Raw genomic sequence first — 15,026 nt, forward strand, 5'->3', positions numbered from 1 at the left:
CGATCAGCCGGCATGCTCGGGTAACGAGCGGACCAGTCCATCCTCGAACAGGGCGAAGACGGAAACGGCGCTGTCGCAAATCGCGGATACTTCGGAAGCGGGAAGGCGTGCACCGCGCATCCAGCCGGCCATCGCGCGCCAAACATTGAGCCCGGCATCGTCGGTCATGTACCGGGAGGCACAGCCGCCGGACTTGCCCCAGAACCGGTCTCGGCGCAGGCTGGCCAGGCCGAGCCGCGAACCGGCGACGACATAGGCGACACCGGCGGGATGAAGGCCTTCAGGAGCGGCTGGCGCGCCCACGCCGGCAACACTCAGCCCCAGGTCGGACAGGTCGTCTCTCAGCATCGCGGGATAATCGGGCACGCCTGTATCGAGTACCGAACCGGCAAACGCTTCGAAGGCGTCGGCCACCGGCAGCAACCCGAGGTAATGGGCATGAAGGAAGCGCGCATAGTCGTCCCGCTCACCGAGATCGAGAGCACCGAAACGGGAATCGAGTTGCTCGTGCGCGGCACCGGTGGCCGCACGAAGCCGGTCGTGAACTGATTCTGGGTTAATCGACTTATCCTTCGAGGCCAAGTTACGTCATTGGCTCGGCGGTTGTCGACCCCCTTCGACTGCCGCCGGGGCACCTTGCTCCGGGTATGGGGACCATAACACAAACGGAGGGCTTGTCTGTTCACCATTGCACACAACAGGGCGTGATGGAACATGTGTCCGTTGCTTCGGTTTACATGCCTGCACCTTAGGCGACGGACCCTTGGCGAATGATCGATGGAAGCAACCTGCTGGAAGCCCTGCGACCCGATGACAGGGCGCTCATCGCTCCGAACCTGACCGCATGCGACTACAAGGCCGGCCAGGTCCTCCAGGAACCGGGAGACAGGGTCGAGCACTGCTTTTTCCCGCGCCACGGCGCGGTGGGATCGTTCACTGTCCCTCTCGATTGCGGGGTGTCGGTCGAAACCGTGATGATCGGACGCGAAGGCGCGCTCGGCGGGATCGTCAGCCACGGCGACGCACCTGCCTACGCGCGGGCCAGCGTCATGCACGAAGGGACGTTCCTTCGCATCTCGCTTCCCGATCTTGAGCGAGCCAAGGAGCAGTCGATCAGCATCCGCTACCTGTTCTCGCGCTATGCGGACTGCCTGATGGCGCAGGTTTTCCAGTCGATCGCCTGCAACGCGATCCACACCATCGAACAGCGCGCGGCCAAGTGGCTTTGTGCCGCCGTCGAGCGCACGGGCCGCAACTCGATCACGATGACCCAGGAGCAGCTTGCCTCGATGATGGGTATCGGCCGTTCCTATGCCAGTCGCGTGATCCAGCGGCTCAAGCGCGACGGCCTGCTCGAAACGCGAAGGGGCGGGCTCGAAGTCCTCGACGCGGAGCGCCTGGGCGGGAGGGCATGCACGTGCAACCAGCACGTGCGGCAGCATTTCCAGACGGTCCTCGCGGGGGTCTACCCGCAGACCTGATTTCCGGCCGAAGAAGCCGCGACCGGTGCGGCGCGCACACCGGCCCGGCTGATACCGGAGCGACCGGACCCGACTGCGCGGCCACGTTCAGGGCGCGGAAATATCGGGTGTGGCGAGTTTCCTTTTCGTCCCATCCGCCCTACATGGCCCGAGATCATGGCCCGCCCGCAGCACAAGACATTCGACAAGAAGAAAAGCGTCGCCGAAAACCGGCGCGCGCGGTTCGACTACCATATCGACGATACGTTCGAAGCGGGCATCGCGCTTACCGGTACCGAGGTGAAGAGCCTGCGCTTCGGCGAGGGGTCGATTGCCGAATCCTATGCCGAGGTTCGGGGCGGCGAGGCCTGGCTGGTCAATTCCAACGTCCCCGAATTCAGTCACGGCAACCGCTTCAACCACGAACCGAAGCGCCCGCGCAAGCTGCTCCTGCACCAGCGGGAGATCGACAGGCTGCAGGGCGCGGTGGAGCGCAAGGGCATGACGATCGTGCCGCTGTCGATCTACTTCAACAGCCGAGGCAGGGCGAAAGTCGAGCTCGCTCTCGCGCGCGGCAAGAATGCCGCCGACAAGCGCGCGACGATCAAGGACCGCGACTGGAAGCGCGACAAGGCGCGCCTCCTTCGCGACCACGGCTGATGGGCGCGCGCCGCCGGATGCAGCGCTGGGCCGAACGGCGCATGCCCAATCGCGAGGAGATGGCGCGCAACAAGTACCTCGCGCCCATCGCCCACCGCTTCCTGTCGCCGGAGCTGTGGCGGTTCACGCGGCGGTCGGTTCCGCGCGGCGTTGCGCTCGGCATCTTCTCGGGCTTCATCATCCCGCTGGGACAGATCTTCCTCGCCGCGTTCCTGGCGCTTCCGGCGCGTGCCAACGTACCCGTCGCGGTGCTGGTCACCTTCATCACAAATCCGTTCACCCTACCGTTCTGGCTGGTCGTCGCCAACCGCGTCGGTCGCTCGTTCCTGCGGATCGACAGGGGGGTCAGCGCCGAGATCGGCAAGCAGGTCAGCAGCGGACAGTGGGAAAGCTTCAGCTGGTTCTTCCAGACCGCCGGGGTCACCGCCGTCGGCTTCGTCATCATGGCGATCGTGGGATCGGCCATCGGCTACCTGATCGCCAGTTTCGCCTGGCGCGGCTGGGTCGGTCGCAAGTGGTCGCGCCAGCAGGCCCGTCGCGTCAACCGGACCGACGCATGAGCGGGGGCGTGAGCGGGCACAATGCGGCAAGGGGCTGGGGCGACTGGGCCCTTGTCGGCATCGCGCTCGCGGCAAGCCTGGCGCTGCTCTACCTGATCACGGGCGAGCCGCTGGTGGTCTGGGGCTTCGGCGCGGGACTGCTCGTGCTCGGCGCGCTTGCCATCGTGCTCGCCACCCGCCGTCCCGAGGAGAGCGAGCCGGAAGCGGCGATGCCCGACTGGTCGGTCACGGTCGCCGCCATCGAGCGGCCCGATGCGGCGGTCGCGATCACCGACCGGGCGAGCCGCCTCGTGTGCGCCAACCGGCTCTACCAGGAGTGGTTTGGGGCCGAGCATGCGCCGCCCCGGCTTCCGGTCGACGAGGCCTCAGGCGAGCGCCTTGCCCGCGCCGCCCGCAATGCCTGGCGCGACGGGCGCGGCAATGCGGACCTCGTCGAGCGCGACGACGCACCGGGCGCCCGCTGGCGGGTCGAGGCGACGCGCAGCGGCCGTGCCGACGATTTCCTCGTCTGGAAGATCGAGACGATCGCCGCATCCGACCCCGTCCGCGATCTCGTCGCGCACATCGACGGCAAGCTGGGCCGCGCGCTGGGCCGGGCGGGGATCTCGGCGGCGGTCGTCGATCCGGACGGCACGATCCGGGCCGCGAGCGCCGCTTTCGCCGAGCGCGCGGGCGGAGACTCGCTCGCCGACATGACGGGCCACGATTTCGTTGCGCTGCTGAGGCAGGAGGAGGGCGACCGCCTCGGCTGGTCGCGCGACGGCGGCGACGGTTCGACGGTTACGCTGTACCACCTGCCGCTCGCCGACCCGGACCTGCCGGGCGAACCCGATCCGGACACGACGCCTTCGCTGATGCTGCTTGCCGACGAGGGCGTAGGGCTGGGCGGCGGCGGGGCGCAGCAGTCGGCGGCGGTCCCGCACCTCGAGGCGCTGCTCGGCCAGTTGCCGCTCGGCCTTGCGATGGCCGACCGCGACGGGCGGCTGCTGTTCGCCAATCCCGCCTTCATGCGCGCCGCCGGCAAGGAGGGCGAGCGCCCGCCTATCTACCCTACCGACCTCGTCGTGCGTGAGGACAAGAGCGCGCTATCCGACGCCATCCGGCGCTTCGGGAGGGGGCCTGCCACGGCGGGGGACATCGCCATCCGCCTTGCCGCGCAGGCCGACGAGCCGGTCTCGCTCAGCCTCGCGGGCGTTCGCGGCCTGGGAGAGGCGGCGGTGCTGCTCGGCCTTACCGATTCCACCGAGGAGACGCGGCTCAAGCGGCAGGTCGCGCAGGCAACGAAGATGCAGGCCGTCGGCCAGCTTGCCGGCGGCGTCGCGCACGATTTCAACAACGTGCTGACCGCGATCCTGGGCACCTGCGACCTCATGCTGCTGCGGCACACGCCGGGGGATTCGGATTACGACGATATCCAGCAGATCCGCGCCAATTCGAACCGCGCCGCCGCGCTGACCCGCCAGCTCCTCGCCTTTTCGCGGCAGCAGACGCTGCGTCCCGAACTGCTGCAGCTTCCCGACGTCATTTCCGAGGTCTCGCACCTGCTCAGGCGGCTGCTGGGCGAGAAGATCAGGCTCGCCGTCTCGCACGACCGCGATCTCGGCCCGGTACGCGCCGATCCGACGCAGCTCGAGCAGGTCATCGTCAACCTTGCGGTGAACGCGCGCGACGCGATGCAGGGTCGCGGCGACGGCAGCGGCAAGCTCACGCTCGCCACGCGCCGCGTCACCGCGACCGACGTGCGCGCGATGCGCAGCGAGATCGTGCCGGCCGGCGAGTACACCGCGCTTATCGTCGAGGACACCGGAGGCGGCATCCCGGCCGAGCATCTGGGCAAGATCTTCGAGCCGTTCTTCACCACCAAGGAGCGCGGCAAGGGCACCGGCCTCGGCCTCTCGACCGTCTACGGCATCGTCAAGCAGTCGGGCGGCTTCATCTTTGCCGACAGCGAGCAGGGGAAGGGCACGACCTTCACGATCTACCTGCCCGTCCACCATCCCTCGCCCGCCGAAGCGCCGGCACCCGCCGCAGCGCCCGCCGCGCCCGAGCCGACCGAGTGGGCCGGCGGCGGCCGCATCCTCCTCGTCGAGGACGAGGACCCGGTGCGCATGGTCGCCGAGCGTGCGCTGACCCGCCAGGGATACCAGGTGCAGACCGCTCGCGACGGCGAGGAGGGGCTGGAGATCGTCGAGGGCGGAGGCGAGTTCGACCTTGTCCTCACCGACGTCGTCATGCCGAGCATGGACGGCCCGGCGATGGCCCGCGCCATTCGCAAGGTCGCGCCCGACCTGCCCGTGCTGTTCATGTCGGGCTATGCCGAGGAACAGCTTCGCCGCGAGATCTCGATCGAGAACATGCACTTCATCGCCAAACCCTTCTCGGTCCAGCAGATCGGCGACAAGGTGGGCGCTGTGCTGCGTTCGACAAGCGGCGATCGCGCCTAGGCGACGCCCGGCCCGCATGACGCGGGCCGATGCGCATCACGAAAGGCGGCTTTTCCAGTCGCCGGGCATCATGCCCGACATCGTGTTGCCCGCCGGCTCGCCCGGCTTCGGCTTGCCGGCGCCCGGCTTTCCGGAGCCCGGCTTGCCGCCTTCGTCCTTGTCCTTCTTGGGCTTGGCGTAGCCGCCCATGTACTGGAAGTACTTCACGTTGTTGCGGTCGGTCTGGTTCCAGACCTCGCCCACCGACTTGTTGCCCTTGCTCTGCGAGGACCCGATGCTGCCGCACCAGCATTTGGGGTAGAGATCCTTGTAGAGCGCACCCTCGACGATCACGACGATGTGCCCGTGCTTCACGCCCTCGCGCGAGTGGTCCTTCGATTCCAGCCCGCACATGACGAAGCGCCCGATCGCGGCCTGCTGCGCTGCCTTCTTGCCGCTGGCAAGGGGCAGCCACTTCGGGTGCGTCGTCATCGTGCGGACCATCTGGTCGGCATTGGCGTAGCGGTCGAAGGTCTCGACGCCCAGCCTGTCGGCCACGTCCTTGGCAAAGCCGGAGCAGTTGTCCTTGTTCGGATAACCCTTCGCCCATTCGGCGTCGAAGGCGTCCTTGCAGGCTTGCAGGATCTCTTGCTTCGTGATCGTCATTCAATCCCCCTCTGGCAGTGGCAATCGGCTGTGGGTGAAACATCGGTCCTTCCCGTCGGGCAGGTCCTCGCACAGGACGACGGCGCCGTCCTCGAAGCGCCAGCGCCGCCCCGACACGTCGATATCGCCGAGCTTCGCGCAGGTGCGGCTGTCGTAGAAGGTGAGCCAGTCGTTCGAACCGGAAAACTCCGCCACGGCGAGCGCCCGGCCCGCGTCGTAGCTCCAGAAGGAATCGCGCTTCCAGTTGCCGCCGCCGATCTCGCACGCGGTTCCCCCGCCGTAAGTCACCCGCGCGGGCGGTTCGGCGAGCACGTCGGCGGGGCTTCCGGGCTGCGGGTTTTCTATCCGCACCGTGACAGCGTCATGTCCGCCGTAATAATAGGCATAACCCGGCGCGTCGGCCTGCAGGGAAATTCTGGAAGGATTCGCCGAAAGCGCGGTTGTGCAGGCTCCGAGAGCCAGGACGGCACCTGAAACCGACAGAAACCGAATGAAATCGCTTCGCGCCATGGTCCCCGTTTGACTTTGCGAATCGAGACGAGAAACGAAAAGATAGGCGTAAACAAGTTCGAGTCTAGCAAAACTGCCCGTGCTGATCCGCGACCGTTCTTCGTAACACTTGTTCTTGTAAGTCTGCGCAGCGAACAGTCTGTCTCGGCATGTAATGCGAGCGGTCGCGGCCTGTTCGTGATATGAAACGCTACCGCTCCGGGCTTGCCGTGGCAACGCAAGGCGGGCGGACACGCGCGCGAAGGAGGCGACGATGCTCGATGCCCTGTCTTCCAGCCGTCCCGGAACTTGCCGGATATTCTTCAATACCTCCGGCAACGTGGGGACCGGCCAGAAGAACGACCCGCTCGACGTGCTGCTCGTGCAGTACGGCTATTTCTGCATGGCGAAGAACCCCAGCCCGCAGATACCGCCCGACGCGCGGGCGATCTACGCGCAGGTAAAGCCAGACGCGCCCTACGGCGGCAGGCCGGACGAACCGCTCAGCCGGGCGATCGTGACGCACCAGAAAGTCCGCGGCACGGTGCAGGACGGCCACGTCAGCCGGATGCGCGGCGGCATCGGCTATTACGGGGACAGGGGGCGCGAAGGCTTCAGGCTGCTCGCGCTGTCGAACAACATGTACGACATGAACAAGGAAGTATGGCCCCGCCTCGACAAGTCGACCACCTGCCCGCCGAGACTGGGGCAGGCGATCCGCGAGATGTTCCGGAACTAGGGAGCAGCCGAGCGCCTCCCCGGGCGACCGTCAATGCGGCGAGGGCGGGGATCGGGCGGCGCGGAGCGAGAGTACGGACAGCGCTCCGGCTTGTGGCAGGGCTGCCTCTCCCGGCCGCCGCAATCGTCACACTAGCGGCATTGCGACTGTCGACCATCCCGAAATTGCTGCCCCGGAAATTCGGGAAGTGGCCGGTTGCGCGCAACGGCCCGAAGCCGGCAGCCCGGATCGTACCGGACTTTAAAGTTCCCCTCTTGTTCCAAAAGAACAAATGCGGTACGCCGGTGACCGTTGACCTTTCGGGTCAGCCGTCTAGGCAGAAGGGGAAGTGATCATGGCTGCACAGCTCAAGCTGATTCAGGAAGGCAAGGAAAACTCGATGGATCGTCAGAAGGCGCTCGAAGCGGCGCTCTCCCAGATAGACCGCGCGTTCGGCAAGGGCTCGGCGATGAAGCTCGGCTCGCGCGAGGCGATCCAGATCGAATCGATCTCGACCGGGTCGCTCGGACTCGACATCGCGCTCGGCATCGGCGGACTGCCGCGCGGCCGCATCGTCGAGATCTACGGGCCCGAAAGCTCGGGCAAGACCACGCTCGCGCTCCACGTCATCGCCGAGGCGCAGAAGGGCGGCGGCACCGTCGCCTTCGTCGATGCCGAGCATGCGCTCGACCCGGTCTATGCCAAGAAGCTGGGCGTCGACATCGACGAGCTGATCGTCTCGCAGCCCGATACCGGCGAGCAGGCGCTCGAGATCACCGACACGCTGGTGCGCTCGAACGCGGTCGACGTGCTCGTCGTCGATTCGGTCGCCGCGCTCGTCCCCCGCGCCGAGATCGAGGGCGAGATGGGCGACAGCCACGTCGGGCTGCAGGCCCGCCTGATGAGCCAAGCTCTGCGCAAGCTCACCGGCTCTATCAACCGCTCGAAGTGCCTCGTGATCTTCATCAACCAGGTGCGCATGAAGATCGGCGTCATGTACGGCAACCCGGAGACCACGACCGGCGGCAACGCGCTGAAGTTCTACGCCTCGGTCCGCCTCGACATCCGCCGTACCGGCCAGATCAAGGACCGCGACGACATCGTTGGAAACACCACACGGGTGAAAGTCGTGAAGAACAAGGTCGCCCCGCCGTTCAAGCAGGTCGAATTCGACATCATGTACGGCGAGGGCATTTCCAAGATCGGCGAGATCCTCGACCTTGGCGTGAAAGCCGGGATCGTCGAGAAGTCGGGTGCATGGTTCAGCTACGATTCGATCCGTATCGGGCAGGGCCGCGAGAACGCGAAGACATACCTCAAGGAAAACCCCGAAGTCTGCGACCGGCTCGAATCGGCAATTCGCCGCCAGACCGAGGGGCTGGCCGAAGAGATGATGACCGGCCCCACCGCAGAGGACGACGAGGACTGATCGGGGTCGGCCCGGAGAAAGGCGTTCGCAGGGCCGGACCTCCCTTTCGGGATTGTGCCGGTCCCGGGCGTCAGCCGGAAATGCGCTCGATCTTCGGTGGCTGCCAATCGCGGGAAAGGACTTCCGGTCGCGGCCGGTAGAGCCGCATCATGAGGTAGAAGCGTCCCGGCGGTGCAGGCAGCCAGTTCGCTTGCGGGTCCGTCGGCCCGGTATGCGATAGTTCGATTGTCACCGAACCGTCGCTGCCACGGATCAGGTCCTTCGTCCGGTCGCCGATCGAATACCGGTCGATGGGATTGGGGACCATGAAGCCGCGGTCGTCGTAGAGCGTGATCGACCAGAACGCATCGACGGGAGGGGTTTCGCCCGCAGCCATCGTGATCCGGTAGCTGTTCCTGCCGTCGAGGAGCCGCCCTTCGCTGTCGACGCGGCCGATGGGATAGACGGCTTCCTCGGGTACGGCGACGAAAATCTGGTCCTTCGCGACTGCGGCGCGCAGTTCGAAGTCCTGTCCGAACCGCGGGCCGTCGTAGTTCGTCGTCCAGCCATTGACCTGCTCGCCCAGTTCCAGCGAGCGGCGGAGCACCAGTTCCTCGCCGGCGCGCAAGCCTTCCCTTGCCGCTTGCAGCCGGTCTCCGGTCAGGGCGAGGGGATCGAAACCGCGTGGTCCGATGCCCAGCCGGCGGGCCGCCTCGATGAATGGCCGATCCTCGTCGCGCACCCGCCAGTCGCGTAGCACCTGGCCGAGTTGCTCGAGGAATTCCAAACCCTCCGGCGCTTCGATCGATGGTTCGTCGAGCGGCGACTGGGGCGACCGGGGCGGAAGGGCATCGCTGCTGGCCAGATAGTCGGCATAGCGGACGAGGCGCATCCGGTCCTGGAGCGAATGGACAGCGGGGTACTCTTCCTCCCCCCGGACCACGGTTCGACCGGCGAGCGAGAAATAGCGCGTCGGCGAGGCTATCGACAGGAAGCCTTGGGGAACGGTGCCCCGGTAGTCGCTACCGTGAATGAAAAGCGGTGGAAGCTGCCCGCCGTGGGTTCGCTGGCCGACGGCTCCGATGGAGGAGGAGTCGGCGAGATTGAGCGAGAAGGTGTAGTAGCGGTCCCCGAAATCGGGAGTCTCGAGCACGAAGGGGCCGTCCTCCATATCGAGACGCGCAAGGCTGTAGAGGGTGTCGTTATTCGGGCCGACGCCGATCTTCGTTTCCGGATTGGCGAGAACCCGTCCATGCGCGAAGCGATTGATGGGAGCGAACAGGCCGGCTGCGGACCCAGGCGCATCCGGGTTCGTCGAGAAGAGCCTGATCCTGGCTGCCTGCACCAGCGGGTAGCCCCATACGTAGACGTCCCTGGCGACTTCCGAAATCTCCGAAGTATCGGCGACGTCGACGGGCACTGCGGTCGGCACCGCCGGCGTCCGGGCGCATGCAGCGAGACCCAGCGACAGGAGAGCCGCGAAAATACTGTTGCGCATCATCGTTGCTCTTTCCTGACCGGTGAAGGGCGCCAGCTTCCGTCGAGCAATTCGCGCCGGGGGCCTTGTGCCCGCAATGCGAGATAGAACGGGCCTTCGGGGACCGGGATGGCATTGGGACCTTCTGCCCGGCGCGAAAGGCGTATCGTGACCGAACCGTCACTGGCAATCTTAAGTCCCTCGGTGTTCGAACCGACAAGGTATTTTCCCTGCGCGTTCGGCACGAGTTCCTGGGTGCGAAGGTCGTAGACGGTGACCGACCAGAAGAACTCGCTCGGCGGCGGACTTTCGAAACGAAGGACGTATTCGTGCCTCGATCCGTCCAGCACCTGCCCCTCGGCATCGCTGAAGGTGGTGAAGGAGAAGTTTTCCAGCCTCACGTTCGCTCCGGTTCCGAGCGAATGAATGCCAGACCTGAACAGATAGTTGTGGCCGTAGCGTCCCGGATCGAAGGTTTCCCGCCACCCGCCTGCATCCGCGCTCTTCTGTCGCTTCACGCGATCGATCACCATCGCCGCGTCGGCCAGGCCCTGGCGAGCGCCGGCAAGGGTGCGCGGATCGTCGAGCGCTTCCGCGACGGACAACGGTCCCCCGACGCCGAGCCCCCTGAAGCGATGGACCAGGGCGCGTTCCGAATTGCGAACGCCTGCATTTTCGACCACCCAGTCGAGCACTGTCAGGAGCGACGTGACGTCAGCGAGCGAGCCGGGCCTGGGGAAGGCGCGCCTCGTTCCGGTCTGGCCCTGCGACCGGATCGCGAATCTGTCCTGCAACGCGCGCGCCACAGGCAGGGCACGATCGTCTTCCGCTTCGATCCGCAACAGGATCCACATGTAGGGCTGCGTCACCCTGAACAGCGTCGTACCGTCCGGGACTTCACCGCCCCAATCGGTTGTCGCGATCAGGAACCTGCCGCCGCTCGTGCCGTGCGTGCGGGCGCTGATGTTCGTGGCGTTGCCGAACATGTCGAGGAAATTGGCCGTAAAATACCGACCGTTGGTGGCAGAGACCTCCAGCAGGACCGGACCGCCGGTCAGGTCAAGATAGGCGTTGGAATAGAGCGTGTCGGCGTTCGGCGTCTTGAATGCCTCGTATCCCGGACCGGCAAGGTTGCGCCCGTGCGCAAAGCGATTGAAGCCGACGAAGCCCGGCGCCGAAGCGTCGATGGCTTGCGCATGCATCTGGCGATAGATCAGGACCGCCGGAAGTCCGAAGACCGCTGCTTCGTGGGCGGCGTGCCTCGCCCATGTCTCGCGTGCCAAGGGGTCTTGCGGAACGACATCCTCGGCAAGCGAACCGAGGAACTGGTCTGCTTCCCGCGCATCGTAGAAGCGAGGCTCCGCCGAAACCGGGACGGCTGCCAGCAGGTACAGGAAGCCGGTTCCGGCAATGAGCGACTTGCGCCATCGGGCGCCGCGGTGCGTGCTTCGGGTTGCAGAAATCGGCTGTCCTCTCGCGATCGGGTTTGCGGTGTTCTGCGGTCCGGCTTCTAGACACTCCCTCCGGCATCGTGAGCGCCCACGGCGAGAGTGCGCGCCATGAAATCGATCATTTCGTCGAGGAGGTCCGAAACAGGCCTGACCTTCAGCCCCCGTTCGCGGCGAAGATCGTGGTCGTTCAGCACGCCGAGTATGCCCATGACGAGCATCGAGTACGGCACGCGCTCGCCCGTCATGCCGACGTCGTCCATGCGCCGTTCCAGTTCTGTCAGGACCTGATTGATGACCAGGTCGCTCCGGTCCATGTCGCTCGCGGGATGCGGGATCATGAAGCGCCCGTAGCGGCTCAGATAATCGAGCAGGACCCGCGCGTAGACATGGTTCCCCTGCTCGTCGACGAGGTCGAGATACGGGACGTAGACAAGTTCGAGGAGTTGGCGAAGCGTCGCATCGCCGACTTCGCCGATCCCGGCCAGCATGGCCTTGCGAGGTTCCTCCATCTGTTCGACCCGATCTTCGAAAATCGCGGCTATCAGGCCTTCCTTCGATCCGAAGTGATACTGAACCGCGGCCACGTTCGACTGGCCCGCCGCTGCCGCGACCATGCGCATCGACGTGCTCTCGATGCCGTTTCGAGCGAAAAGCTGCTCGCCCGCGCGCATGATCCGTTCGCGCGTGATTTCCGCCCGGGAGGGCGGGGAAGTCACCTGCTTTGAAATTCGGGGGGTCATGCGGGATTCTCTTACACGTACGCGGCGAGGTTAAAAGGTCCGAGATGTTTAAAACATCCTAATTAAAGTTACAGGTGTTTTACCACTGCTGTCCGCCTAGTCATCTCGACGAGCCGCCGGATAGCGGCTGGGGAAATTTCATACCCGTGGGAGGGGCAGACAATGCAAGCCAAGCTACAGTCGAAATCCATCCGCCGTGCGTCGCTTTTGCTGAGTGCCGCCTCCGCAGCCCTGCTTGTCACGCCGGCAATGGCGCAGGACGTGCCGCCTCCATCGAACCGCGGTGAAATGAGCGATGCAGGTCCGGCTGCGGGGATCGGCGACATCGTCGTGACGGCCCGTAAGCGTCAGGAAACGACGCAGGACGTGCCTGTCGCCATCACCGCGATCGGCGAGGAAACGATTGAGCGGTACGACCTGACCAGCCTTGAGCGTATCGCTGCATCGACACCGCAGTTCACGGTCGGTCGTGCTGGCACGGGTTCGGGTGCGACGCTTGTCCTTCGCGGTATCGGCTCCAACACGACCTCGATCGGACTCGAACAGTCGGTCGCGGTCGTCGTCGACTCGGTCTATTACGGGCAGGGCCGGACTATCAACGAGGGGTTCTTTGACCTCGGCCAGGTCGAGATCCTGAAGGGTCCGCAGGCGCTGTTCTTCGGCAAGAACGCCACGGCCGGCGTCGTCTCGATGACGACGAAGAATCCTGGCCCGGACTTCGAGGTCATCGTGCGTGGCGGATTCGAGTTTAACGCCGACGAACTGACCGGCGAAGCGATAGTCTCGGGCCCTGTAAGCGACACGCTCGGCGTTCGGGCGGGTGTACGATACAGCAAGCAGTACGAGACGCTATTCCCGAACCGGGGTGAGGCCGAGACCTGGCGCCTCACCGACGTTGCCACTGGCACGACTCGCTTCATTCCGGCGACCATGGCCGACGACGAACCCGGGACGCGCGACTTCCTGGCGCGCGTCACCGTACTGTGGGAGCCGACCAATCAACTGACGGCAACGCTGAAGGCGAGCTACAACAACGTCTGGAACGACAATCCTTTGTCGAACTACGTGATCTACCAGTGCCCGAACGGCGTAAGCCAGCTAAACCCCGCCGTGCCCTGCGGTCGTGATTTCCGCATCTACCAGAGCGGCGGTCCGGAGGAAGTTGGGGCGGACATTCCGTTCGGCTTCGATGACGGTTCGCTCGGCAACGATTACGAAGCCTTCAGCGTCACAGGAACTCTAAACTTCGATGCCGGCGCGTTCGACGTCACAAATGTGACGAACTACAACTGGAACAGGAACATCTTCCGCATCGACGCCAACAGCGTGGCTGCATCGCCTGTTGGACTGTACGCGACCGAAGATACCGATTTCCAGGCATGGTCGAATGAACTGCGCGTTCTTTCCGGGCTCGACGGCCCGTTCAATTTCATGATCGGCGGCCTCTATCAATGGACCAAGCGCGACTATGACGCTTGGACGGCCCAAGCGGGCCTCGAAAACTCGGCTGCGCCGGAGGGATTTCGGTTCGTTGGCAATTCAAAAGATTCGCAGACCAGGGGCGAGACCATCGCGGTGTTCGGGCAGGCAATCTTTAAGCCTATCGAACAGATCGAGATCGCGGGCGGCGTGCGCTACACCCACGAGACGAAGGAAAGCTACTTCCTGCAGCCCTATTCCAACCCGGTTCTGGTCAATCTCGGGGTGTTCTCTCCCGGCGTTGTTCTCAACGCCGATCAGTCCTTCGACAACTGGTCACCCGAAGTCACGGTGACATGGCAACCTAGCGACGAGGTCACGATCTACGGCGCATTCAAGACCGCCTATAAGTCAGGCGGCTTCTCGAACTCCGGCATCTATGGTCCGCGCGCTTCCGTGGACGATTTCACCTTCGGGCCGGAGACGGCCGAAGGGTTCGAGGCCGGCATCAAGACGCAGCTGCTCGACCGTCAGCTTCGCCTCAACCTCGGTGCGTTCTGGTACAAGTATGACGATATCCAGATCGACTTCTTCAATTCGCCGGTCTTCGCCTTCACCACCTACAACGCGGCGAGCGCGATCACGAAGGGAGTCGAAATGGACTTCCAGTTCGCGCCGCGTGCGCTCTACGGCTTCGAGATCCACGGGTCGCTCAACTACAACGAGGCCAAGTACGACGAATTCTCCGATGCGCCGTGCTATACTGGTCAGACCCCCGCCCAGGGCTGTTACACGGTAACGCCCCGGCCGCAGCAGGACTTGGGTGGCACGGTCTTGGCGAACGCGCCGAAATGGACGGGTTCGTTTGGCGGAAGTTATGAGTTGCCGCTGGCGACCAACCTGCTGCTTGGTATCGCAGCTGATGCCAGGTACAAGAGCAGCTACCTCGCATCCGCTTTCGGCCACCCGCTCACGCGTCAGGATGAGTACGTCGTGCTCGATGCGCAAGTCAGGCTTGCAACAGAGGACGACAGGCTTGAACTTGCACTGGTCGGAAAGAATCTGACCAACAAGTTTTATTACAATGGGGCGCAGGACGCCCCGAGTACGGGAGGTGGCACCGGATTAGCGACAGGGTTCGTCGCCGACCAAATTGGTTACATCGCTAGTCCCCGGACGGTGAAGATGCAGATCACGGTGCGGTACTGACCTGGCTGGCGGAACAGCCGGACAGCACACGAGGGAGCCGTCGCCACACCCTTCCGGCGGCGGCTCCTTTTTGCTTTAGAGATACGATGATTTGCGGAGAGTGACGGTGGCGAAAAAGATGCGCATGGCACTTGCGGGTGCGACAATCCTTTCAGGGGCGGCGGCAATCGCGCTGACGGCAGGCTGGGCAGGGGCGCAGGACGCGCCTGAACCGACGACCACCGGCCCGGCATCGGAGTCCCGGACGACAACCACCTATTCCCCCGTTCTGCAGGAGCCGCTGGAGAACAACCTCTACTTCGGCGACCTGCACCTGCACACGAACCTGTCGCCCGACGCGTTCCTC

14 protein-coding genes are annotated in these 15,026 nt (G+C 64.9%); 8 read left to right on the top strand and 6 right to left on the bottom strand.

What is annotated here, in order from left to right:
- Positions 1 to 3: 3 nt before the first annotated feature.
- Positions 4 to 414 carry a heme oxygenase-like domain-containing protein gene (locus FHS75_RS15745; protein WP_179408632.1) on the bottom strand — a complete coding sequence of 137 codons (411 nt, stop codon included), beginning with the start codon at positions 412 to 414 and terminating at the stop codon, positions 4 to 6.
- Positions 415 to 770: 356 nt separating this feature from the next.
- Between FHS75_RS15745 and FHS75_RS15750 the strand changes: the two genes are divergently transcribed.
- From FHS75_RS15750 to FHS75_RS15765, 4 genes are all read left to right on the top strand, one after another.
- Positions 771 to 1,481: a Crp/Fnr family transcriptional regulator gene (locus tag FHS75_RS15750; RefSeq protein ID WP_179408633.1), complete on the top strand. Its 711-nt coding sequence runs from the start codon at positions 771 to 773 to the stop codon at positions 1,479 to 1,481.
- A 156-nt stretch (positions 1,482 to 1,637) separates the two neighbouring features.
- Positions 1,638 to 2,120, top strand: coding sequence for an SsrA-binding protein SmpB (smpB, locus tag FHS75_RS15755; RefSeq protein WP_179408634.1), 483 nt, complete (start codon positions 1,638 to 1,640; stop codon positions 2,118 to 2,120).
- On the top strand, positions 2,120 to 2,680 hold the full coding sequence (locus FHS75_RS15760) for a DUF2062 domain-containing protein (RefSeq protein ID WP_229735681.1): 561 nt from the start codon (positions 2,120 to 2,122) through the stop codon (positions 2,678 to 2,680). The genes smpB and FHS75_RS15760 overlap by 1 nt, the downstream gene beginning before the upstream one ends.
- Entirely contained in the window at positions 2,677 to 5,124 is a 2,448-nt protein-coding gene (locus FHS75_RS15765; protein ID WP_179408635.1) for a hybrid sensor histidine kinase/response regulator, read from the top strand. Before FHS75_RS15760 ends, FHS75_RS15765 begins: the two co-directional genes overlap by 4 nt.
- A gap of 36 nt (positions 5,125 to 5,160) precedes the next feature.
- Here FHS75_RS15765 and FHS75_RS15770 read toward each other — a convergent pair whose 3' ends face one another.
- Both FHS75_RS15770 and FHS75_RS15775 read right to left on the bottom strand, forming a co-directional pair.
- A complete protein-coding gene (locus FHS75_RS15770; protein WP_229735680.1) occupies positions 5,161 to 5,769 on the bottom strand; it encodes a hypothetical protein in 609 nt (202 codons plus the stop codon).
- Positions 5,770 to 6,279, bottom strand: a complete 510-nt coding sequence (locus FHS75_RS15775) for a hypothetical protein (RefSeq protein ID WP_179408636.1) — start codon at positions 6,277 to 6,279, stop codon at positions 5,770 to 5,772.
- 253 nt (positions 6,280 to 6,532) lie between these two features.
- On the opposite strand from FHS75_RS15775, the gene FHS75_RS15780 reads away from it, so the two are divergent.
- Both FHS75_RS15780 and recA read left to right on the top strand, forming a co-directional pair.
- Entirely contained in the window at positions 6,533 to 6,997 is a 465-nt protein-coding gene (locus tag FHS75_RS15780; RefSeq protein ID WP_179408637.1) for a hypothetical protein, read from the top strand.
- A 334-nt stretch (positions 6,998 to 7,331) separates the two neighbouring features.
- Positions 7,332 to 8,405 carry a recombinase RecA gene (gene recA, locus FHS75_RS15785; RefSeq protein WP_179408638.1) on the top strand — a complete coding sequence of 358 codons (1,074 nt, stop codon included), beginning with the start codon at positions 7,332 to 7,334 and terminating at the stop codon, positions 8,403 to 8,405.
- A 70-nt stretch (positions 8,406 to 8,475) separates the two neighbouring features.
- On the opposite strand, the gene FHS75_RS15790 is transcribed toward recA, so the two are convergent.
- The 3 genes from FHS75_RS15790 to FHS75_RS15800 all read right to left on the bottom strand — a co-directional run bounded on the left by FHS75_RS15790 (position 8,476) and on the right by FHS75_RS15800 (position 12,052).
- On the bottom strand, positions 8,476 to 9,885 hold the full coding sequence (locus FHS75_RS15790) for a DUF1254 domain-containing protein (RefSeq protein ID WP_179408639.1): 1,410 nt from the start codon (positions 9,883 to 9,885) through the stop codon (positions 8,476 to 8,478).
- Entirely contained in the window at positions 9,882 to 11,144 is a 1,263-nt protein-coding gene (locus FHS75_RS15795; protein ID WP_179408640.1) for a DUF1254 domain-containing protein, read from the bottom strand. Before FHS75_RS15795 ends, FHS75_RS15790 begins: the two co-directional genes overlap by 4 nt.
- Before the next feature lie 227 nt (positions 11,145 to 11,371).
- On the bottom strand, positions 11,372 to 12,052 hold the full coding sequence (locus FHS75_RS15800) for a TetR/AcrR family transcriptional regulator (protein WP_179408641.1): 681 nt from the start codon (positions 12,050 to 12,052) through the stop codon (positions 11,372 to 11,374).
- A gap of 162 nt (positions 12,053 to 12,214) precedes the next feature.
- Here FHS75_RS15800 and FHS75_RS15805 point away from each other — a divergent pair, with 162 nt between their 5' ends.
- Positions 12,215 to 14,680 carry a TonB-dependent receptor gene (locus tag FHS75_RS15805; protein ID WP_179408642.1) on the top strand — a complete coding sequence of 822 codons (2,466 nt, stop codon included), beginning with the start codon at positions 12,215 to 12,217 and terminating at the stop codon, positions 14,678 to 14,680.
- A 106-nt stretch (positions 14,681 to 14,786) separates the two neighbouring features.
- Positions 14,787 to 15,026 (top strand): DUF3604 domain-containing protein (locus FHS75_RS15810; RefSeq protein ID WP_179408643.1); only part of this gene is annotated, 240 nt, incomplete at its 3' end.

The organism is Novosphingobium marinum (assembly GCF_013408095.1).
Lineage (GTDB): Bacteria > Pseudomonadota > Alphaproteobacteria > Sphingomonadales > Sphingomonadaceae > Novosphingobium > Novosphingobium marinum.

Excerpts from the sequence above, each read along its gene's own strand:
- FHS75_RS15800 (WP_179408641.1), bottom strand. The coding sequence starts at position 12,052 with ATGACCCCCCGAATTTCAAAGCAGGTGACTTCCCCGCCCTCCCGGGCG.
- smpB (WP_179408634.1), top strand. The coding sequence starts at position 1,638 with ATGGCCCGCCCGCAGCACAAGACATTCGACAAGAAGAAAAGCGTCGCC.
- FHS75_RS15780 (WP_179408637.1), top strand. The coding sequence starts at position 6,533 with ATGCTCGATGCCCTGTCTTCCAGCCGTCCCGGAACTTGCCGGATATTC.
- FHS75_RS15770 (WP_229735680.1), bottom strand. The coding sequence starts at position 5,769 with ATGACGATCACGAAGCAAGAGATCCTGCAAGCCTGCAAGGACGCCTTC.
- recA (WP_179408638.1), top strand. The coding sequence starts at position 7,332 with ATGGCTGCACAGCTCAAGCTGATTCAGGAAGGCAAGGAAAACTCGATG.
- FHS75_RS15760 (WP_229735681.1), top strand. The coding sequence starts at position 2,120 with ATGGGCGCGCGCCGCCGGATGCAGCGCTGGGCCGAACGGCGCATGCCC.
- FHS75_RS15775 (WP_179408636.1), bottom strand. The coding sequence starts at position 6,279 with ATGGCGCGAAGCGATTTCATTCGGTTTCTGTCGGTTTCAGGTGCCGTC.
- FHS75_RS15790 (WP_179408639.1), bottom strand. The coding sequence starts at position 9,885 with ATGATGCGCAACAGTATTTTCGCGGCTCTCCTGTCGCTGGGTCTCGCT.
- FHS75_RS15805 (WP_179408642.1), top strand. The coding sequence starts at position 12,215 with ATGCAAGCCAAGCTACAGTCGAAATCCATCCGCCGTGCGTCGCTTTTG.
- FHS75_RS15750 (WP_179408633.1), top strand. The coding sequence starts at position 771 with ATGATCGATGGAAGCAACCTGCTGGAAGCCCTGCGACCCGATGACAGG.
- FHS75_RS15765 (WP_179408635.1), top strand. The coding sequence starts at position 2,677 with ATGAGCGGGGGCGTGAGCGGGCACAATGCGGCAAGGGGCTGGGGCGAC.